General features: G+C 69.7%; 20 protein-coding genes and 2 tRNA genes. 12 read left to right on the forward strand and 10 right to left on the reverse strand.

All coding sequences use genetic code 11. The annotated features are described in order from the left end of the window. The first annotated feature begins 168 nt into the window (after positions 1–168). From ACGFIW_RS26880 to ACGFIW_RS26895, 4 genes are all read left to right on the forward strand, one after another. Complete coding sequence (locus tag ACGFIW_RS26880; RefSeq protein WP_393321167.1) at positions 169–3,021, forward strand: PQQ-dependent sugar dehydrogenase; 2,853 nt, start codon at positions 169–171, stop codon at positions 3,019–3,021. Between the two features lie 76 nt (positions 3,022–3,097). Next, positions 3,098–5,200, forward strand: coding sequence for a ThuA domain-containing protein (locus tag ACGFIW_RS26885; protein ID WP_393321170.1), 2,103 nt, complete (start codon positions 3,098–3,100; stop codon positions 5,198–5,200). Positions 5,201–5,481: 281 nt separating this feature from the next. Then, positions 5,482–5,985: a sensor histidine kinase gene (locus ACGFIW_RS26890; RefSeq protein ID WP_393321173.1), complete on the forward strand. Its 504-nt coding sequence runs from the start codon at positions 5,482–5,484 to the stop codon at positions 5,983–5,985. Between the two features lie 211 nt (positions 5,986–6,196). Then, complete coding sequence (locus tag ACGFIW_RS26895; RefSeq protein ID WP_357070937.1) at positions 6,197–7,204, forward strand: sugar phosphate isomerase/epimerase family protein; 1,008 nt, start codon at positions 6,197–6,199, stop codon at positions 7,202–7,204. A gap of 64 nt (positions 7,205–7,268) precedes the next feature. Here ACGFIW_RS26895 and ACGFIW_RS26900 read toward each other — a convergent pair whose 3' ends face one another. Then, positions 7,269–7,676: a hypothetical protein gene (locus tag ACGFIW_RS26900; RefSeq protein ID WP_357553346.1), complete on the reverse strand. Its 408-nt coding sequence runs from the start codon at positions 7,674–7,676 to the stop codon at positions 7,269–7,271. A gap of 294 nt (positions 7,677–7,970) precedes the next feature. On the opposite strand from ACGFIW_RS26900, the gene ACGFIW_RS26905 reads away from it, so the two are divergent. From ACGFIW_RS26905 to ACGFIW_RS26920, 4 genes are all read left to right on the forward strand, one after another. After that, a tRNA-Asn gene (locus ACGFIW_RS26905) sits at positions 7,971–8,043 on the forward strand. A gap of 406 nt (positions 8,044–8,449) precedes the next feature. Beyond that, a complete protein-coding gene (locus ACGFIW_RS26910; protein ID WP_393321176.1) occupies positions 8,450–10,567 on the forward strand; it encodes an MMPL family transporter in 2,118 nt (705 codons plus the stop codon). Continuing rightward, complete coding sequence (locus tag ACGFIW_RS26915; RefSeq protein ID WP_393321179.1) at positions 10,557–11,795, forward strand: NAD(P)/FAD-dependent oxidoreductase; 1,239 nt, start codon at positions 10,557–10,559, stop codon at positions 11,793–11,795. Before ACGFIW_RS26910 ends, ACGFIW_RS26915 begins: the two co-directional genes overlap by 11 nt. A gap of 122 nt (positions 11,796–11,917) precedes the next feature. After that, positions 11,918–11,994, forward strand: a tRNA-Ile gene (locus ACGFIW_RS26920). Between the two features lie 82 nt (positions 11,995–12,076). Here ACGFIW_RS26920 and ACGFIW_RS26925 read toward each other — a convergent pair. After that, positions 12,077–12,430, reverse strand: a complete 354-nt coding sequence (locus tag ACGFIW_RS26925) for a hypothetical protein (protein ID WP_393321182.1) — start codon at positions 12,428–12,430, stop codon at positions 12,077–12,079. Positions 12,431–12,580: 150 nt separating this feature from the next. On the opposite strand from ACGFIW_RS26925, the gene ACGFIW_RS26930 reads away from it, so the two are divergent. Both ACGFIW_RS26930 and ACGFIW_RS26935 read left to right on the forward strand, forming a co-directional pair. After that, positions 12,581–12,835, forward strand: coding sequence for a hypothetical protein (locus ACGFIW_RS26930; protein ID WP_393321185.1), 255 nt, complete (start codon positions 12,581–12,583; stop codon positions 12,833–12,835). Beyond that, on the forward strand, positions 12,817–13,233 hold the full coding sequence (locus ACGFIW_RS26935; protein ID WP_393321188.1) for a type II toxin-antitoxin system VapC family toxin: 417 nt from the start codon (positions 12,817–12,819) through the stop codon (positions 13,231–13,233). The genes ACGFIW_RS26930 and ACGFIW_RS26935 overlap by 19 nt, the downstream gene beginning before the upstream one ends. A 443-nt stretch (positions 13,234–13,676) precedes the next feature. On the opposite strand, the gene ACGFIW_RS26940 is transcribed toward ACGFIW_RS26935, so the two are convergent. The 4 genes from ACGFIW_RS26940 to ACGFIW_RS26955 all read right to left on the reverse strand — a co-directional run bounded on the left by ACGFIW_RS26940 (position 13,677) and on the right by ACGFIW_RS26955 (position 16,087). Continuing rightward, on the reverse strand, positions 13,677–14,051 hold the full coding sequence (locus ACGFIW_RS26940) for a type II toxin-antitoxin system VapC family toxin (RefSeq protein WP_393248498.1): 375 nt from the start codon (positions 14,049–14,051) through the stop codon (positions 13,677–13,679). Then, complete coding sequence (locus tag ACGFIW_RS26945) at positions 14,048–14,302, reverse strand: type II toxin-antitoxin system Phd/YefM family antitoxin (protein ID WP_393321191.1); 255 nt, start codon at positions 14,300–14,302, stop codon at positions 14,048–14,050. Before ACGFIW_RS26945 ends, ACGFIW_RS26940 begins: the two co-directional genes overlap by 4 nt. A 172-nt stretch (positions 14,303–14,474) precedes the next feature. Then, a complete protein-coding gene (pip, locus tag ACGFIW_RS26950; protein ID WP_393321194.1) occupies positions 14,475–15,431 on the reverse strand; it encodes a prolyl aminopeptidase in 957 nt (318 codons plus the stop codon). 89 nt (positions 15,432–15,520) lie between these two features. Then, complete coding sequence (locus tag ACGFIW_RS26955; RefSeq protein ID WP_393321197.1) at positions 15,521–16,087, reverse strand: TetR/AcrR family transcriptional regulator; 567 nt, start codon at positions 16,085–16,087, stop codon at positions 15,521–15,523. A gap of 63 nt (positions 16,088–16,150) precedes the next feature. Here ACGFIW_RS26955 and ACGFIW_RS26960 point away from each other — a divergent pair, with 63 nt between their 5' ends. Next, positions 16,151–16,555, forward strand: a complete 405-nt coding sequence (locus ACGFIW_RS26960) for a nuclear transport factor 2 family protein (RefSeq protein ID WP_393321200.1) — start codon at positions 16,151–16,153, stop codon at positions 16,553–16,555. Positions 16,556–16,963: 408 nt separating this feature from the next. On the opposite strand, the gene ACGFIW_RS26965 is transcribed toward ACGFIW_RS26960, so the two are convergent. The 4 genes from ACGFIW_RS26965 to ACGFIW_RS26980 form a co-directional block, all read right to left on the reverse strand. Further along, on the reverse strand, positions 16,964–17,359 hold the full coding sequence (locus ACGFIW_RS26965; RefSeq protein ID WP_393321203.1) for a DUF397 domain-containing protein: 396 nt from the start codon (positions 17,357–17,359) through the stop codon (positions 16,964–16,966). Further along, positions 17,356–17,622, reverse strand: a complete 267-nt coding sequence (locus ACGFIW_RS26970) for a hypothetical protein (RefSeq protein ID WP_393321206.1) — start codon at positions 17,620–17,622, stop codon at positions 17,356–17,358. Before ACGFIW_RS26970 ends, ACGFIW_RS26965 begins: the two co-directional genes overlap by 4 nt. Beyond that, positions 17,619–17,792 (reverse strand): hypothetical protein, encoded by a 174-nt coding sequence (locus ACGFIW_RS26975; RefSeq protein ID WP_393321209.1) that lies wholly within the window; start codon positions 17,790–17,792, stop codon positions 17,619–17,621. Before ACGFIW_RS26975 ends, ACGFIW_RS26970 begins: the two co-directional genes overlap by 4 nt. Positions 17,793–17,938: 146 nt before the next feature. Beyond that, positions 17,939–18,946: a multiprotein-bridging factor 1 family protein gene (locus ACGFIW_RS26980; RefSeq protein ID WP_393321212.1), complete on the reverse strand. Its 1,008-nt coding sequence runs from the start codon at positions 18,944–18,946 to the stop codon at positions 17,939–17,941. A gap of 356 nt (positions 18,947–19,302) precedes the next feature. On the opposite strand from ACGFIW_RS26980, the gene ACGFIW_RS26985 reads away from it, so the two are divergent. Next, positions 19,303–19,491, forward strand: coding sequence for a DUF397 domain-containing protein (locus ACGFIW_RS26985; RefSeq protein WP_393321214.1), 189 nt, complete (start codon positions 19,303–19,305; stop codon positions 19,489–19,491). Positions 19,492–19,494: the final 3 nt, after the last annotated feature.

Here is a 19,494-nt window from a genome sequence, read left to right on the forward strand (position 1 = left end):
TATGGACACATTGACACCCGTAACTTAGTGTCGTGTCCAACACGACAATGTTTCGTCGAGGTGAACCGGCGGCGCGGTAACCCATCGACCCCCACCATCACCGCTACGGCATCCGGCGCGACGGCGCGCGCCCGCCTGGCAGTCACTCGTCAGGAAGGGTCAGCACACATGCCCATGAAGGACGCCCCACGCCATCGCTCCCGACGATGGTCCTCCGCTGGTTCGGCGCTGCTGCTGGCGGTCGCCGCCGGCACCGTCGCCCTGGCCGCCGGTTCGGCCCCCGCACAGGCGCACACGATCGTCGCCACCGACTTCCAGCAGGTCGAACTCGCCCGCGGCGTGACCGACATGGGCGAGCCGATGTCGCTGGCCGTGCTGCCGGACCGATCCGTCCTGCACACCGCTCGCAACGGCACCCTGCGCCGCACCGACGCGAGCGGCACGACCTCCGTGATCGGCACCCTGTCGGTCTACAACCACGACGAGGAGGGGTTGCAGGGCGTCGGGGTCGACCCCAACTTCGCCAGCAACCGGCAGATCTTCCTCTACTACGCGCCGCCGCTGTCCACCCCCGGCGGTGACGCACCGGCCACCGGCACCGACTTCTCCGCCTGGCAGGGAGTGAACCGCCTCTCCCGGTTCACCCTCAACGCCGACTTCACGATCAACCAGTCGAGCAAGGTCGACGTGCTCGACGTGCCGGCCGACCGCGGCCTGTGCTGCCACGTCGGCGGGGACATCGACTTCGACGCCGCCGGCAACCTCTACCTGTCCACAGGTGACGACACCAACCCGTTCGAGTCCGCCGGCTACTCGCCGCTGGACGAACGGACCAACCGCAACCCGGCGTACGACGCCCAGCGCAGCGCCGGCAACACCAACGACCTCCGCGGCAAGATCCTGCGGATCAAGGTGAACGCCAACGGCACGTACTCCATCCCGTCGGGCAACCTGTTCGCGCCCGGCACGGCGAGGACCCGGCCGGAGATCTACGCGATGGGGTTCCGCAACCCGTTCCGGATCAGCGTGGACAAGGCCACCGGGGTCGTCTACGTCGGTGACTACGGGCCGGACGCCGGCACCACCAGCTCCACCCGCGGGCCGTCCGGTCAGGTCGAGTTCAACCGGGTCGCCGCACCTGGCAACTACGGCTGGCCGTACTGCACCGGCATCAACACCTCCACCGAGACGTACAACGAGTGGGACTTCGCCGCCAACACCGGCGGCGCCAAGTACAACTGCGCCGGCGGGCCGACGAACAACTCGTTCCGCAACACCGGCCTGACCACCCTGCCGCCGGCCCAGCCGGCCTGGATCCGGTACGCGGGCGACGCCGGCACCCCGACCGAGTTCGGCGGCGGCTCCGAGTCGCCGATGGGTGGCCCGGTCTACCGGTACAACGCCTCGTCGACCTCCACCACGAAGTTCCCGCAGTCCTTCGACGGGCAGTTCTTCGCCACCGAGTTCGGCCGGGGCTGGATCAAGCCGATCCACGTCAACTCCGACGGCTCCCGGGGCGCCATCGACACCTTCCCCTGGGTCGGCAAGCAGGTGATGGACTCGGCGTTCGGCCCGGACGGCGCGTACTACGTGCTCGACTACGGCACCGGCTACTTCAACGGCGACGCCAACTCGGCGCTCTACCGCTTCGACCACGTCGGCAGCGGCAACCGGGCACCGACGGCCGTGGCCGGCGCCAACCGGACCTCCGGCGCGGCACCGCTCGCGGTGACCTTCTCCTCGGCCGGCTCGTCCGACCCCGAGGGCGGCGCGCTGACGTACTCCTGGGCCTTCGGTGACGGCACCACCTCGACCGCTGCCAACCCGACGAAGACGTACACCACCAACGGCACCTACACCGCCACGCTGACGGTGCGGGACCCGCAGGGCGCCACCGGCAGCAGCAGCGTGCGGATCAGTGTCGGCAACACCGCGCCCACGGTCACCATCAACAACCCCGGCAACGGCCAGCTGTTCAGCTTCGGCGACACGGTGCCGTACAGCATCACGGTCACCGACCCGGAGGACGGCACGATCGACTGCGCGAAGGTCAAGATGACCTACGTGCTCGGTCACGACCAGCACGGGCACCAGATCACCTCGAAGACCGGGTGCTCCGGCTCGATCACCATCCCGGTCGACGGTGAGCACGACGACGCGGCGAACATCTTCGCGATCTTCGACGCCGAGTACACCGACGCCGGCGGGCTGACCACCCACACCCAGCACACGCTGCCGCCGCGGCACCGGCAGGCCGAGTTCTACGGCACCTCGTCCGGGATCAACGTGTTCAGCAAGGCCACGGCCGAGGGCGGCAAGACCGTCGGCGACATCAACAACGGTGACTGGATCGCGTTCCAGCCGTACCGGCTGGGCAACGTGACCTCGTTCAACGCCCGGGTCTCCTCGGCGGGTGCCGGCGGCACCCTCCAGGTCCGGGCCGGCTCGGCCACCGGCACGGTGCTCGGCTCGGCCACGGTCCCGGTGACCGGCGGCTGGGAAACGTTCGCCACCGTGACCGGGACGATCACCAACCCCCCGACGGGTACGACCACGCTGTACCTGACCTTCGCCGGATCGGGCACCGGTGCGCTCTACGACCTGGACGCGTTCACGTTCGTCACCGGCACCGCCACCAGCGGGAGTGGCCCGATCAAGGGTCTGGGTGGCAAGTGCCTGGACGTCCGCAACGCCGCCACCGCCGACGGCACGCAGATCCAGATCTACACCTGCAACGGCAGCGCGGCCCAGACCTGGGCGGTCACGCCGAACTCCACGATCAAGTCGTTGGGCAAGTGCCTGGACGTCGCCGGTGCGGGCACCGCCGACGGCACCAAGATCCAGCTCTACACCTGCAACGGCACCGCCGCGCAGAACTGGGCCGCGCAGGCCGACGGCACGCTACGCAACGCGGCGTCGGGCAAGTGCCTCGACGTCTCCGGCAACAGCTCCGCCGACAGCACGGCAGTCCACCTCTGGACCTGCCTCGGCGCGGCCAACCAAAAGTGGATCCTGCCCTGAGCTGAGTGGTGGGGCCCCCTGTCACCGCCTACGGTTGGGGCAGGGGGCCCTTCCTAACCACAGTTAGGAGAGCGATATGCGCAGACGCCTGCGACCCGTCCTCGGTGCGGCCATGGCCGCACTCGCCGTCATCGCCTGCACCACCCCCGCAAGCCCGGCCAGCGCCGCCGACGCCCCGTACGACGTGCTGGTCTTCTCCAAGACCGCCGGTTTCCGGCACGACGCGATCCCGGTCGGCATCCAGACCATCCGCGACCTGGGCGCGGCGAACAACTTCACGGTCACCGCCACCGAGGACGCGGCCACGTTCACCAGCGCCAACCTCGCCCAGTACGAGGCTGTCGTCTTCCTCAACACCACAGGCGACGTGCTCAACGCCAGCCAACAGACCGCCTTCGAGTCGTACATCGCCTCCGGTCGCGGTTACGTGGGCGTGCACGCGGCCTCCGACACCGAGTACGACTGGCCGTTCTACGGCAACCTGGTGGGCGCGTGGTTCGCCTCGCACCCGGCGATCCAGCAGGCCAACGTCAAGGTGGAGGACCGGGCGCACGCCGCGACCGGCCACCTGCCGCAGACCTGGACCCGCACCGACGAGTGGTACAACTACCGGACCAACGCCCGCTCGACCGCCCACGTGCTCGCCACGCTCGACGAGTCGTCGTACTCCGGCGGCGGCATGGGCGCCGACCACCCGTTGAGCTGGTGCAAGAGCTACAACGGCGGCCGGTCCTTCTACACCGGGGCCGGGCACACCCAGGCGTCGTACGCGGAACCCGCGTTCCGGACCCACCTGCTCGGCGGCATCCGGTACGCCTCCGGTCGGAGCAAGGCCGACTGCCGCCCGGAGACCGGCTACACCCCGCTCTACAACGGCGCGACGACCGGCTGGTCGCAGGCCAGCCCGGGCAGCTTCACCAACTCCGACGCCACCCTGACCTCGGTGGGCGGCATGGGGTTGTTCTGGTACAGCGCCAAGCAGTTCACCAACTACTCGCTCAAGCTCGACTGGAAGGTGGCCGGGGACGACAACTCCGGCGTCTTCATCGGCTTCCCGCCGTCGAGTAGCCCGCAGTCGGCGATCGACAACGGCTACGAGGTCCAGATCGACGCCACCGACGCGGTAGACCGCACCACCGGCGCGATCTACTCGTACAAGGCCGCCGACATCCCGGCCCGTGACGCGGCGCTGAACGCGCCAGGGGAGTGGAACACCTACGAACTGCTGGTCGAGGGGGAACGGCTACAGGTCTTCCTCAACGGGGTGAAGATCAACGACTTCACCAACACCGACCCGGTCCGCTCGCTGGCCGGACACATCGGCATCCAGAACCACGGCAACGGTGACGACGTCGCGTTCCGCAACATCCGGATCAAGGAGTTGGGCACCACCCCGACGCCCACCGGCACGATCCAGGCCGAGGCGTTCAGCTCGGCCAACGGTGCCTCCGCGTTCACCAAGGAGGGCGCCAACGGTGGGCAGACCCTCGGCAACATCGACCCGGGCGACTGGGCCGCGTACAACGGGGTCAACCTGACCGGGGTCACCTCGTTGACGGCCCGGGTCGTCTCCGGCGGCGCGGGCGGCACCATCCAGGTGCGTACCGGCTCGGCAACCGGCCCGGTGCTCGGCACCGTCGCGGTGCCCAACACCGGCAGTTGGACGACCTTCGCCAACGTCACCACGGCACTCACCAACGTCCCGTCCGGCACCCAGAACCTCTACCTCACCTTCACCGGTAGTGGCACCGGGCTCTTCGACGTGGACGACTTCACCCTGGTCAAGGGCGGCGGCACCCCCGGCGTCGGCCCGATCAAGGGTCTGGCGGGCAAGTGCCTGGACGTGCGCGGCGGCGGCACCGCCGACGGCACCCAGATCCAGCTCTACACCTGCAACGGCGGCGCGGCGCAGACCTGGACCGTGTCCGGCTCGACCATCAAGGCGCTGGGCAAGTGCCTGGACGTCAACGGTGGCGCCTCCGCCAACGGCACCAAGATCCAGCTCTGGACCTGCAACGGCGGCGGCGCACAGAACTGGGCGGCCCAGTCCGACGGCACCCTGCGCAACCCGTCGTCGGGCAAGTGCCTCGACGTCTCCGGCAACAACTCGGCGGACGGCACCGCCGTACACCTCTGGACCTGCCTCGGCGCGGCCAACCAGAAGTGGACCCTGCCCTAACCAACAAGGCCGACGAGGGGCCGACGCTATATGCGTCGGCCCCTCCGCCCCGCCCCTGCCCCGCCCCCGACCTCGCCCCTGCCCCGCCCTCGCCGCGTCGATCTTGCACTTTCTGTCGGGGCATACGCCCTCAACACCGACTTTTCGGCGACACAAAGTGCAAGATCGGCGGGGTGGGGGACGGCGCGAGGGCGGGTGGGGCGGGGTGGGGTGTGGTGTGGGGTGGGGAGTTCGCTGACGCGGGAGACCGGTGCACAGCCGACTGCCGTACCTTGACCCGCATGGGGCGGTTCGCGCAGTGGCGCGGGATGGTGCTGGAGCAGGGGCATCGGCTGCGCGGTGCGCTTCGGCGCCCGGAGGAGCTGGACGACCCGTTCGATCCGACGGGCAGTCTGACCCGCCTCGACGCGCTGGTGGAGGGCTTCGCCGCCGGCCAGCCGGTGCGGTGGACCCTGGCCGGGCAACCCCGGCCGCTGCCGGGGCCGGTCGACGCGGTGGCGTACCGGATCATCGAGGAATCGTTGACCAACGCCTGCCGGCACGCCCGGGGCACGCCGGTCGCGGTCCGCCTGCGCTACGACGCCACGGGCATCACCATCGAGGTCCGCGACGAGGGTGCCGGCCCCCTGCCGTCCGGCGGTGGCAGCTCCGACCCCGGGCGGGGTCTGCTCGGGGTACGCAGGCGCACGGAACGCCTCGGAGGCACGTTGTCCGCCGGCCCGCGTGCCGGTGGTGGCTTCACCGTGCGGGCCGCCCTGCCGGCACCCGAGGAGGTGGCCGAATGATGATCGAGCCGCAGGGCTTTCGCAATGGGGTGCCGCGGAAATAGGGTGGGGTTGGCGACCGTGTTGGTGGCCGGTGACCCGGTGGGAGGCGCAACCCGCCGGGCTCAGGTGTGTTCCGCACCCGCCGGTGACCGTCCGGTGCCGCGTACGTCCGGTCACCCTCGCCCCGGTCCGCACCTGGAATCCCCCATGACAACAGGGGAGTAGAACAATGGCGCGACCCATCACGCTCTTCACCGGCCAGTGGGCCGATCTGCCTTTCGAGGAGGTCTGCCGGCTCGCCTCCGAGTGGGGCTACGACGGCCTGGAGATCGCCTGCTGGGGCGACCACTTCGAGGTCGACAAGGCGCTCGCCGACGACTCGTACGTCGAGCGCAAGCGGGAAACCCTCGCGAAGCACAACCTGGAGGTCTTCACGATCTCCAACCACCTTGTTGGTCAGGCGGTCTGCGACCACCCGATCGACGAGCGGCACCAGGACATCCTGCCCGGCCGCATCTGGGGCGACGGGGAGCCCGAGGGGGTCCGCCAGCGGGCCGCCGAGGAGATCAAGGACACCGCGCGGGCGGCGGCGAAGCTCGGCGTGAAGACCGTCGTCGGCTTCACCGGGTCGTCGATCTGGCACACCCTGGCGATGTTCCCGCCGGTGCCGCCGTCGATGATCGAGCGCGGCTACCAGGACTTCGCCGACCGGTGGAACCCGATCCTCGACGTGTTCGACGAGGTGGGGGTGCGGTTCGCGCACGAGGTGCACCCGAGCGAGATCGCGTACGACTACTGGACGACGAAGCGGACGCTGGAGGCGATCGGCAACCGGCCCGCGTTCGGTCTGAACTGGGACCCGTCGCACTTCGTCTGGCAGGAACTGGACCCGGTGAACTTCATCTTCGACTTCGCCGACCGGATCTACCACGTGGACTGCAAGGACGCCAAGGTCCGTACCGGGGATGGCCGGCGTGGCCGGCTCGCCTCGCACCTGCCCTGGGCCGACCTGCGCCGCGGGTGGGACTTCGTCTCCACCGGGCACGGCGACGTGCCCTGGGAGGACTGCTTCCGCGCCCTGAACGCGATCGGCTACACCGGCCCGATCTCGGTCGAGTGGGAAGACGCCGGCATGGACCGGCTGCTCGGCGCCCCGGAGGCGTTGCAGTTCGTCCGCCGGCTCGCCTTCGACGCCCCGAGCGCTGCCTTCGACGCGGCGTTCAGCAGCAAGGACTGACCGCACTCCGGACAGACCACGGGCCGGTCGCCCTGCGGCGACCGGCCCGTCAACGTGCGATTGGTCAGAGCGTGCTGGCGTTCGTGCCCGAGCCGGACGGCTTGGTGCGGGGGGTGTTGGTGGACGACGGCGACCCGGAGGTCGTGCCGACCGTGCTGGTGCCCGCCTTGGCGCCCACGGTGGCGGGCGTGCCGGCGAACGCGTCGTCGGCGGCGGTCAGCTCCTGCTTGCCGGTGCTGCCGTTGCCGGTGCCCAGCTTCTCGCCCAGTTTGGTCTGGCCGAGCTTGTCCTTGCCCTCGCTGTAGAGCTTGTTGGCCTGGGCCTGCGCGACCCCGGCCGCCTCCTGGACGGTCGGGTGGTCGAGCACCTTGCGGCCCCGAACAACGAGCTCCTCGTACTTTTCCCGGCCGGCACGGGCGCCCAGGACGAATCCCGCAGCCAGCCCGCCAAGAAACATGATCTTTCCGCGCATGGCGGCTCCTTCCGTACCTGACGCGCCGTCGCCTCGGCGAGTTGCCCCGTCGGAGGGCGACCTGTTCGCGCCTGCGTCCTCTGTCCGCAGCTAACTACCCATCCTGCTCCCCGCTCACGCATACTTGTGCCGGGATGACGATTTACCCTAATTGTCGATGCGTTACGGGGCCTGGCCTGCGCCCCTCGATCATCGGCATGCGGGGCGGAACCCACTGGACCACCACCGGGGGATGTCCTGTATTCTTTTCCCGTCGCACGGCACCAGCATGATCCGGGGCCGGGCGGTGCACGATCCCCTGTAGCTCAATTGGCAGAGCAGCCGGCTGTTAACCGGCAGGTTATTGGTTCGAGTCCAATCGGGGGAGCTTCTCCACCCAGCGCCCGTCGGCCCCACCGCCGACGGGCGTTTTCGTGCTGTGCGCGGCGGCCGGCCGGCGTTCGAGGCAGCAACTTCAGGGATGTTGCTGCCTCCGGCGCGTCTGAGGCAGCAACATCCCTGAAGTTGCGACGATCTTGGCGCGGGGCGCGGGGCGCGGGGCGCGGGGCGCGGGACGCGGGACGCGGGACGCGGGACGCGGCGCAGCGGCGGACGCGGCGGGGCGGGGCGCAGCGGCGGACGCGGCGGGGCGGGGCGCAGCGGCGGACGCGGCGGGGCGTGGCGGGGCGCGGGGCGGAATGAGAGGTTTGGTCCGCTTGGGGCTTCCGTGGCCGGCAGGATGGTCGATGTCGACCGCTGCGTCGAGCCAGGCGTCGATCCTTGGGGGAGTGCGAATGTCCGGACGGGGCGGCAGGGCCATGCTGATCGCGGTGGCGGTCGTGCTGGTCTGGCTGGTGATCGGCGGCGTCGCCGGCCCGTACGCCGGGCGTCTCAGCGAGGTCGCCACCAACGACAACGCGGCGTTCCTGCCCACCGATGCCGAGGCGACCCGCGCCCAGGACCTCACCGACGACTTCGTCGACCGGCAGACCATCCCGGCACTTGTCGTCTACGAGCGACCGGCCGGGATCACCGACGCGGACCGGCAGCGGGTCCGCGCCGACGCCGCCCGGTTCGCCCAGGTGCCCGGCGTGCTCGCCCCGCTGCCCCCGCCCATCCCGAGCGAGGACGGCCAGGCCCTCCAGGTCGTCGTGCCGGTGGACGACGCCGAGGGCGAGGAGATCGAAGCGGTCGTCGAGCGGCTCCGCGACATCACCGGCGGTGACCGGGACGGGCTGACCGTGGACGTTTCCGGACCCGCCGGCCTGCTCGCCGACCTGATCAAGGTGTTCTCCGCCATCGACGGGCCGCTGCTGCTTGTCACCCTGGTCGTGGTGCTCGTCATCCTGCTGGTGGTCTACCGCAGCCCGGTGCTCTGGATCTTCCCGCTGCTTGCCGCCGGCATGTCGTACGCCCTGGCCTCGGTCTTCGTCTACCTGCTCGCCGACGCGGACGTGGTCAAGCTCAACGGGCAGGCGCAGGGCATCCTCACCGTGCTGGTCTTCGGCGCCGGCACCGACTACGCGCTGCTGCTGATCGCCCGCTACCGGGAGGAACTGCACCGCCACGACCGACCGTGGGACGCCATGCGGACGGCGTGGAGGGGTGCCGCGCCCGCCATCATCGCCTCCGGCGGCACGGTCATCGTCAGCCTGCTCTGCCTGCTGCTGTCCAGCCTCAACTCCAACCGGGCGCTCGGCCCGGTCGCCGCCATCGGCATCGCCGCCACCCTGCTGGTGATGCTGACGTTCCTGCCCGCGCTGCTGGTGCTGGGCGACCGGTGGGCGTTCTGGCCGCGGCGGCCCCGAGCCGACCAGGCCGACCCGCGCGCCGAGCACGGCATCTGGAGCCGCGTCGCCGGCTTCGTGGCCCGGCACGCCCGACCGATCTGGCTGAGCACCGCAGTCGTGCTGGCCGCCCTCACGCTGGGCCTCACCCAGCTCGGGGCCACCACGCTCGGGCAGTCCGACCTGTTCACCCAGCGCACCGACTCGGTGGACGGCCAGGAGGTGATCGCCCGGCACTTCCCGGCCGGCACGGGCAGCCCGGCCACCATCTTCACCACCCAGCAGACGGCCCAACAGGTCGCCCGGGTGGCACAGGGCGTGCCCGGCGTCGCCGACGTCCGCCCCCGCACCGCCGGCCCGCAGACCGGCCCATCCGAGGAGAACGCCCCACCCAAGGTCGTCGACGGGCGGGTGCAACTGGAGGCGACCCTGGCCGACCCGCCCGACAGCGACGGCGCCGAGCGGACCATCCGGGAGTTGCGGGTCGCCGTACACCGGGTGGCCGGCGCGGACGCGGTGGTCGGCGGCTTCACGGCGATCAACGTGGACACCTCCGACGCCGCGAAGCGCGACCAGAACGTCATCATCCCGGTGGTGCTGGTGGTCATCGCGGTCATCCTGGCCCTGCTGCTGCGCGCGCTGCTCGCCCCGCTGCTGCTGATCGCCACCGTGCTGCTCAGCTTCGCGGCCACCCTCGGCCTCTGCGCGCTGCTCTTCCGCCACGTCTTCGACTTTCCCGGTGTGGACTCGTCGTTCCCGCTGTTCGCGTTCGTCTTCCTGGTCGCCCTCGGCATCGACTACAACATCTTCCTGACCAGCCGGGTACGGGAGGAGTCGGTCAAGCGCGGCACCCGCGCCGGTGTGCTCGCCGGCCTCGCCGTCACCGGCGGAGTGATCACCTCTGCGGGCATCGTGCTCGCCGCGACCTTCTCCGCCCTCGCCGTCCTGCCACTGGTGTTGCTCGTCGAGCTGGGTACGGCTGTCGCGATCGGGGTACTGATCGACACGATCATCGTCCGGTCGTTGCTGGTGCCCGCGCTCGCGTACGACATCGGGCCGAAGATCTGGTGGCCGGGCCGGTTGTCCCGGGCGAACGGTGAGCGGGAGGTGCGCGATGCTGGCTGAGACGGACGTGGTCATCGTCGGCGGTGGTCTGGCCGGCCTCGCCGCCGCCCGCCGGCTGCACCGCGCCGGCGTGCCCTGGCGGCTGCTGGAGGCCAGCGGCCGGCTCGGCGGCCGGGTCGCCACCGACGTCGTCGACGGCTACCTCATCGACCGGGGTTTTCAGGTGCTCAACACCGCCTACCCGCAGCTCGGCACGTTGCTCGACACCGACCGGCTGCACCTCGGGTACTTCACCTCCGGCGTGCTGGTGCGCCGGGGCGACGACCTGCTGCGGCTGGTCAACCCGCTGCGCGAGCCGACCGGCGCCCCCGGCACCGCGCTCGCCGGAATCGGCTCCCTGCTCGACCGGCTACGCTTCGCCGCGCTCGCGACCGGCTGCGCCACCCTGCCGGTGTCCCGGCTGCTCTCCGCGCCGGAGACCAGCGCGGAGACGGCACTGCGCCGGGCCGGCCTCTCCGACGCGATCATCGAGGAGCTGCTGCGGCCGTTCCTGTCCGGTGTGTTCATCGACCGGGAGCTGGCCACGTCCAGCCACGTACTCGCGATGGTGTTGCGGTCCTTCGCCCGCGGCCGGATCGGCCTGCCCGCCGAGGGCATGGCCGCGCTGCCCCGGGCCATCGCCGACCCGCTGCCCGCCGACCTGCTCGACCTGGACACCCCCGTCGCCGAGGTCGCCCCCGGCCGGGTCCGCACCCAGGCCGGCGACATCCGCTGCCGGGCCGTCGTGGTCGCCGTCGACCCACCCGCCGCGCCCGCGCTGCTGCCGGCCCTGGCGACGGTACGCATGCACAGCTACACCACCTACTACCACAGCACCCCGGAGCCGCCGCTCACCGAGCCGATCCTGCTCGTCGACGGCGACCGGCGGGAAATCGTGGCGAACACGGTGGTGCTCAGCAACGCCACGGCGACCTATGCGCCCGCCGGCCGGCACCTGGTGGCCACCTCGGTGGTCGGCCCGACCGCCCCACCCGAGTCGACCATCCGGGCCGAGTTGACCCGGCTGTACGGCCGATCCACCGCCGACTGGACCCACCTCACCACCGTGGCCGTCCCACAGGCGCTGCCCGCCGCACCGCCACCGCAGGGGCGGCTGCGCAAGGCCGTGTCGTTGGGGGAGGGCCTGTTCGTGGCCGGCGACCACCGGGACAGCCCATCGATCCAGGGCGCTCTCGCCAGCGGATGGCGAGCCGCCGGGGCGGTGCTGGACGAGCTGCGCGCCGGCTGACAGTCGTACCCGAGCACGCTGTTATATTCCTGTAGCCCATCGTGCTGGTGCAGGCGTGGGCACCGGCCGGCACGGTGCTGGCTGCTGATCGCCGAGCGGGATAAGATCCGGCGCGGTGTTTCGGGGCGGTAGCTCAGCCGGTTAGAGCAGGGGACTCATAATCCCTCGGTCGCGGGTTCGAGTCCCGCCCGCCCCACCAGCACCACCACCAGATCGCCGATCTTGCCGTGGTGCCTGCGCGTACGTTGCCGCCGCTGGAGATATGCGGCGACGCACGATTGTCAGGTTTGCGAGAACCAGTTGAACATCCGCACCGGCAGGACTACGAGCACGACTGTCGCGGCGACGGCCAGCAGGACGCGCGCCTTGCGAAGACCTCGCCACCACGGGATAACCCAGAGCAGCAACCACATAACCGCCGAGATGACCACATGTACGCCGACCACTCCGAGGGTGGTCTCCTCGCACAGGTTTTCCGCAATGGTTTCCTCGCACAGCGGAGGCGGGCCGTTGTGGTCAACGAGGTTTCCCACCACCCCGACGAAGCAGGCCAACACTGGAGCCGCTACCAGGGTGAGCAACGGCGTCACCAACCACCCGGCGAGATCACGGTGCCGGTCCACCAGCCGTTTCACCGGCAGAACGCTACAGCCGGACATCGACAGTACTCAAGCCGACGTGTAGCGGCAGTCATCATGCGTACGCGTGATGGAAGCTTTCAGTTTTTCCTGGTAAGCGAGAGTGCTTTCCTGGTGAGCGAGTGATGCTGCATGCATAATGAATGCATGGTTGCTCTCCAGATTCGGGACGTGCCGGAAGAAGTACGAGACGCCCTGGCGGCGCAGGCCAAGGCGCGCGGGCAGTCACTCCAGGCGTACCTGCTGGACCTGGTGGAGACGCAGGCTCGGCGGCTGCGCAACACGGCTGTCCTTGATCGCTTCGCCGGCCGATCGGACGGTGCTCACTCCCTGCCGGGGGAGAGCGCGGCCGAGTTGAATGACCAGCGGGAGCAACGCGGACCATGGGGAAGCGCCGCATGATTGTCGTGGACGCGTCGGTTCTGGCCGATGCCCTGATAGACGACGGGCCGGTCGGCGACGCGGCGCGGGCCGAGCTGATCGGAGATCCGCACTGGGCCGCACCGAGCCATCTTCTGGTCGAGGTCATGTCGGTGATCAGAGGCAAGGTCCTCGGTGGGAAGCTGGGCCTTGCCCGGGCGCAGGAGGCGATCGACACCCTGCCTTCGTTGGTCATCGATGAGGTTGACATCGCTGTGCTGCTCGACCGGATGTGGCAGTTGCGAGGCAATGTCACGGCGTACGACGCGGCTTACGTCGCGGCGGCGGAGATGTTGGCCTGCCCATTCGTGACAAGTGATGCTCGGCTCGCCAAGGCCGGCGGCGTTCGCTGTGAGTTCCTACTGCTCGCGGTTTCCTGACGGTGGCCGCCCGAGGTTCACGGCAGGACGCGCTCGGGGAGGGAAGCTGATGAGCGACTTCCATGACTGGGATGACATCCGTGCCGAGTTGCACGATGGGGACGAGGACGCGTTCGATGCGGAACGCTGGTGCCGCTGCCAAGTCGAGACGAACCGGATCGCTCGTGGTGCCGTTCGTGGTGCGAAGCGAGGGTGGTGCAAGCGGTTGCAGTTTCGTGGAGTCGCCTTGACTGTGGCTGTAGTTGCAGGTAGAGGGCGCAGTCTCTGCCGTGAGGGCCACTCATAATCCCTCGGTCGCGGGTTCGAGTCCCGCCCGCCCCACCGAAACGGATGCCCAAACGGAGGGTTCAAGACCCGCGAAGTTGCAGGCCACGGCCGGCATCTCGGAGATCGGTTGGGGTAGGCCCCTCGTCGGCATCAAGCGTTGATGGGCGCGCGACCGATCACACCTTGAGGACGTCCACGTCGTACAGCGCTATCGACGCGTCGCGGGAGGCCAGGGTCAGATTCTCGGTGATCGCCTGGGCCACCAGCATGCGATCGAACGGATCGCGGTGATGCGGTGGCAGGCGGCCGGCGGCGATGGCGTGGGCGTGGGTCACCGGAAGCTCGCGGAAGCCCATGTCTCTTACCCGCTCGGCGAGGTCAGGGGGGCCGGGGAGTTTCCCCGCGCGCTGTTTGATGGTGATCTCCCACAGGGTGACCGGGGAGAGGAAGATGTCCGGCTCGTGGCGTAGCCGGTCGAGGAACTCGGTGCCGAGGGTCGCGTCGCCGGTGATGGCCCAGAGCGCGACGTGGGTGTCCAGCAGCAGGGTCATGCGCCGATGCCGAAGTCGGCGGCGATCTCGGCGTTGGTCTGTGCTGAGTCCCAGTCGCCGGAGAGGTCCAGTTGCCCGGCGAGGGAACCGACTGCGGTGCGGTTGGCCCGCCGAACCAGCGGCACGACCTTCGCCACCGGAGTACCGGCCCGGTCGATGATGATCTCCTCGCCGCGTTCGACCCGTTCGATGATGCGCGACAGATGGGTCTTGGCATCATGCATGTTGTAGTGCACGGCCTCCGACGACATGGCGCAACCTCCTCGGTTAGCTAAGGGCTTAGTCTAGCCTGCGTGGCCCCATCCGCCAGCGGTTCGGCTGGTGGCGACCCTCGGCCGATACGCACGAGCACTGGGCGCCCGGATGTGGATCATCTTCGACTACGGCAGTGACCTTCGGCAGATCGCCTGATCTCCGCGATCCTCAGCCGGCCCCGAAGCGGTCCAGGGCGTCGATGACCACGTCGCCAATGCCGCGCCCGGCGCCGTGGCCAGCATCGTCGATCAGCTCCAACCGTGCCTCGGGCCACAGCTTGGACAGCTGCCACGGGATGTCGACCGGGCTCCCGAGGTCGAGCCGGCCGTGTACGAGCACACCGGGAATGCCGGCGAGCCGGTGCGCACCAGCCATCAACTCGCCGTCGGCGAACCAACCGTCGTGCGCCCAGTAGTGGGTGACGAGACGCGCGAAGGTCATCCGGAACGCCGGGTCCTCGTAGCGAGGGTCAGGGCGACTGCCGGGCAGGTTCGAGACGAGGGCGTCCTCCCAGGCGCACCAGTTGCGGGCGGCTCGGTCCCGCACGCCCTCGTCTGGATCGGCGAGCAGGCGGGCGTAGGCGGCGGGCAGATTGCCGTCGCGTTCGGTCGCCGGCACCGCGTCCCGGAATCTCTCCCACTGTTCGGGGAAGATCCGTCCGAGGTCGCGGGTGAGCCACCTGTGCTCTGCCGGTGTGCTGGTGACGACGCTGAACAGCACGATCTCGGTGACCCGGTCGGGGTGCCGCTCGGCGTAGCCGAGGCCGAGGGCGCTGCCCCACGATCCGCCGAGCAGTAGCCACCTGTCGATGTGCAGGTGCGTGCGCAGCTTTTCGATATCGGCCAGCAGGTGCGGCATGGTGTTTGTCGACAGGTCCGTTCGCACGTCGCCCGCGTCTGGCGTGCTGCGTCCGCATCCCCGCTGATCGAACAGGACCACCCGATAGACGGCCGGGTCGAAGAATCGCCGCCAGAAGGCGCCGGCCCCGGAGCCGGGGCCACCGTGCAACACCAGGGCTGGCTTTCCGGCGGGGTTGCCGCTGCTCTCCCAGTAGACGAGGTGGCCGTCCCCGACGTCGAGCATGCCGTGCGCGAAGGGTTCGATCTCCGGATACAGGTGGGCCATTTCAGCGATCCAACCAGTCTGCTCGTTGCCGCGCACTCCAGTTCTCAGCCGTGTTGCGGGACCTGACCGCACACCCCGCGAGGGAAGCGTCAGTCGGTGCCGGTCGAAGCGAGAATGCCCGTGCGCAGGAGTGCGACCAGGCGGCGGGCCTGCGCCGGGTCGGCGGTGAGGGCCGCTCCGCTGGCCAGGGTCAGCACGTCGGTGGCGGTGAGGTCGGAACGGAGTGCTGGCTGCGCGCGTCGGACGAGGCGGTCGGCGATCGAGGTGATCGACGCGTGCCAGTCCCGAAACAGCGTGGTACGGCTCTCGTCGGAGCCTTCCGTCGCGGCCAGGGCGAGGGGGCGCTTGGTGGCCACGTGCACCACGAATTCGTCGAGCCAGGCGAACAGCGCTTCCGTCGGTGCCGCGGACCCCAACAACTGCTCGCCGCGTTGGCACAGTGCGGCGACCTCGTCGGCATAGACGGCGACGAGCAGGTCGGCGCGCGTCGGGAAGTGGCGGTACAGGGTGGCGTTGCCGACCCCGGCTCGTCGGGCGATCACGTCGAACGCGACGTCGTTGCCCGCCTCGGCCAGCGCCTCACGGGCCGCGGCGACGAGTCGCGCACGGTTACGGGACGCGTCGGAGCGCGGGCCACGCTTGCTAACCGGGGACATCCCCGGATACGTTACCGGCAGCTAAGCGGGGAGTTCCCCGTTTAGGGATCGGAGGGGAGCACGATGCCCATCACCATGGATGACCGGATCACCATTACGGATCTGATCAACTCGCACGGGCACCTGACAGATCGTGGCGACTTCGACGGCCTGGCGGCGCTGTTCACCGACGACGTCGTCTACGACGTGTCGGCTCTCGGCGGCGGCACGTTGGTCGGTCTCGCCGCAGCCCGGGAAGCCGGCCTGGCCCTGGGCGACGCCAACCCGGTAGCCCACCACGTGACAAATATCGTGCTGCGCGAGACGGCGGACGGCACGGTCAATGCCCTGTCCAAGGGATTCGGGGTCATGGCTGATGGATCGACCGGCAGCGTCACGTACGAGGACACCGTCGAACGAACGGCTGCCGGATGGCGTATCACGCACCGAATCGTGCGCGCCCGACGTAGGCCCCTGCAGCAGGACTGACACCAACACGATCCAGCGTCCGCTCATGCCTGAGGGTGTACTCCGCCTCCGGAGCAAGATCGTTCCCATCTTGTCTGTGGCCTTCGCCTGATCATCAGGTGCCGGGGCGCTCGGCCGTCGGGAAGACGTCAGGACGGTGGCGGTTTCCGGGTGCTCGGGCGACCCCTGCCGTGCCGGCGGAAACGCTCGACCGCAGACAGATCCGTGGGCCAGATCCCGGCCTGCCGGCGGCGGCACTCCGGCTCGCGGCAGTAGCACCACCACAACACGCCTGCGTCGTGGATCTTGTCGCCGACGCAGTCATGCCTGGACCCGGGGAGGATCCGGGGCATGCAGCCCAGGCACGTCGCCCGGCCGGTTGGGATGGGCCAACCGCCCGCGTTGTCGATCGGCCCATCCATCATCGGCTCAGAAGTCCTGCCCGGCGCGGATGCTCGCCACGAACGGCGCCCACTCGTCCCGGTCGACGATGATCTGCTCGCCTGGGCGCTTCGAGCTGCGGACGATCCGGTTGAGGTCGGCGTCGATGGCGACCTCGACGCAGTTCGGGCCGGAGTTGTCGCACCGGTTCGGGCGAACGAAGGTGAGTTCGTCCATGGTGTGTTGCTCCTTCATGTCAGCCGGCCGGGTGCGGCCGGTCGTCGGGTTGTCGGGCAGCAGGAGGTCGTGGGCGACGAGTTGGGCGAACGCCTCTGCCCATTCCCAGCAGCGGCCAGCGGTCTGGCAGATCGGGCATCGGCCGTCGACGGCCTGGTGCTCGCCGAGGGTCTGCCGCCACCGCGCCTTCGGCAACGCCACGGTCATGGCCGCTCACCGGCTGCGGTCGCTGCCAGGACGTCGACGCTGATCAGCACCTCGAAGCACCACGGCTGGGTGCAGTCGGCGGATTCCCACGCGCAGTCCGGGCCATGCCCGTACACCCAGGCATAGGCGGGGTCGTGCGACTCGTGGACGGAGGCGATGACGATGTCGTGGTAGGTGTGGCCCTCGCGGTCCGGGTTGGGTTTCCACTCGCCGGGCCGCACGGACACCCGGGTGCCGGGGGTGGGCATCGTCCGGGCGGTCACCGTGCCGGTCCGTCGTACTGGCGGCCGCCGGCGCGGTGGTGCGCCTGCGCGAGTATCCGGGCCTTCGCCGCCGCCTGCTCGCGGCTCTGGATGCGCTGGCCGATGCTGGGCTGGACCGGAGGGGCCGGCTTGCGTGCCAGCAGTCGCCGAAGCCTGAGGACGATGTGCACGTGTCGCCTCCCTCGCTCTGAGGGACGCGGCTCAACCGATGGTTGACGGTGAGTGACCGCGTCCTGACCTCAGAGTTCCGGGTGCGACAGTCGACCATCTAGACCATGGCTGTCCGCGACCGGGTGGCGGACACGTCCCGGACAGTTCAACCGCCAGCCACGGCCAGAGCCTGCCGGTACTCAACTGTCCACTCCGCGCCACACTGATCCTCCGGGAGTGCGTCCAGTCCCGCGCGCAGGTTGTCCGCCGCAGCGACCCGGTCCCCAAGCGCCAGGTAGGCCAGGCCAAGGCCCATGCGCGAGAACGTCGGCGTCAGCCAGTACGCGAGCGCGGGCGGCGGGTGCGATTCGGCGGCGGTGGCCAGGTCGTTGGCCTCGCCGAGGAGCCGCACCGCAGAGGGCCGGTCACCAAGTAGCGCATATCCGTGGGCGGCCTGCACCGCGTCACCAACCCGTTGCGATGGCGACGATCCCGGGGTGTGGTACGCGGCGAGGAAGTGCCGCACCACGCCCCGAGCATTGCCCCGCTGGCGTTCGAGGTAGCCGCGGAAGTTCTCTGTCTGCGCGGCGAGTGGGCCACTGTCGACCGCGTCGGCTTCCCGGGCGGCTTCGATGAGCACCCGCACCGCCTGGTTGTCATTGCGCGCCTCGGCGTGCAACCACCCGATGAACTGCGTCCATTCCGCCGCGACCTCGTGCAGTTCGGGCGCGTGGCGTCCGCGAGCCTGGGCCGCGAGGTCGCGGACCGTGTGCCAATGAGGTAGCGACACCGGCAGCATCATCGGTGCGGGCAACGCGTCGTCGAGCCTTCTCTGAGCGGCCAGCACGTCGGCAAGTAACTGCACCCCGGCGCCGTCTAGCCTGGTCGGGTTGGTGACCAGGTACGCGAGCCGATCCCCGTCATCGGCGGTGGTGACGGCTGGCGGGTCGACGACCATGGCGGCGAGTGCCCCGCCGGCTTCGAGAGCGGCGTCCAGTTGGCGTGCGACGTCGGAGGTGGGACGGGTGCGTCCGCTCTCCAGGTCGTGTAGGAAGCTCTTGCTGTAGTGCCCGAGGCGGGCCAGGTCTCGCAGAGACAGGTCTCGCTCGGTGCGTCTACGGGTCAACTCGGTGGGAAACCGCGGGTCCACGGCAGTACGAATACGAGCGGGCATCTGACGCTCCCAGGTAAAGGACTGGGCGGCGGCCCCGCCGGCCTCTACCCGTGCGGGCCGCCACGTACGACCGTACGACTTCAGCACCGTCAATGCACCCGATCGGATAGTCGTCGCGTACAGATCTACGGGGGCGGTGGGGATGGACGGTGACTTCACCGAGTCCAGGAAAGATGATCCGCATGTCCTCCTCGGCCCCAAGAGGAGGTTCTCAAGACTGCGTTCAGCGTCCCGAAAGGCCCGCCGACTTGAGTCGAGTCGCGACCTGGCGCGACTGTCGGCGGCGTACGACAATCTGAGGACGCTGGCGATGTCGCCCGCCGAGTCGGTCACGTTCGTCAAGGAGCTGAGCAAGCATGGAACGTAACGCCTGGCGCACGTCCAGCCGTTCCGGCAGCAACGGTCAGTGCGTGGAGGTGCGTGACCGCCGCGTCCAGGTCGATGTCCGCGACTCCACGGCGCCCGATGCCGGGATGCTGAGCTTCGCGCCCGCCGCCTGGGACGCGTTCGTCGACACGATCAAGACGAACGCGTACCGCCCCTGACCG

It is taken from the genome of Micromonospora sp. NPDC048935 (assembly GCF_043197875.1).
Lineage (GTDB): Bacteria > Actinomycetota > Actinomycetes > Mycobacteriales > Micromonosporaceae > Micromonospora.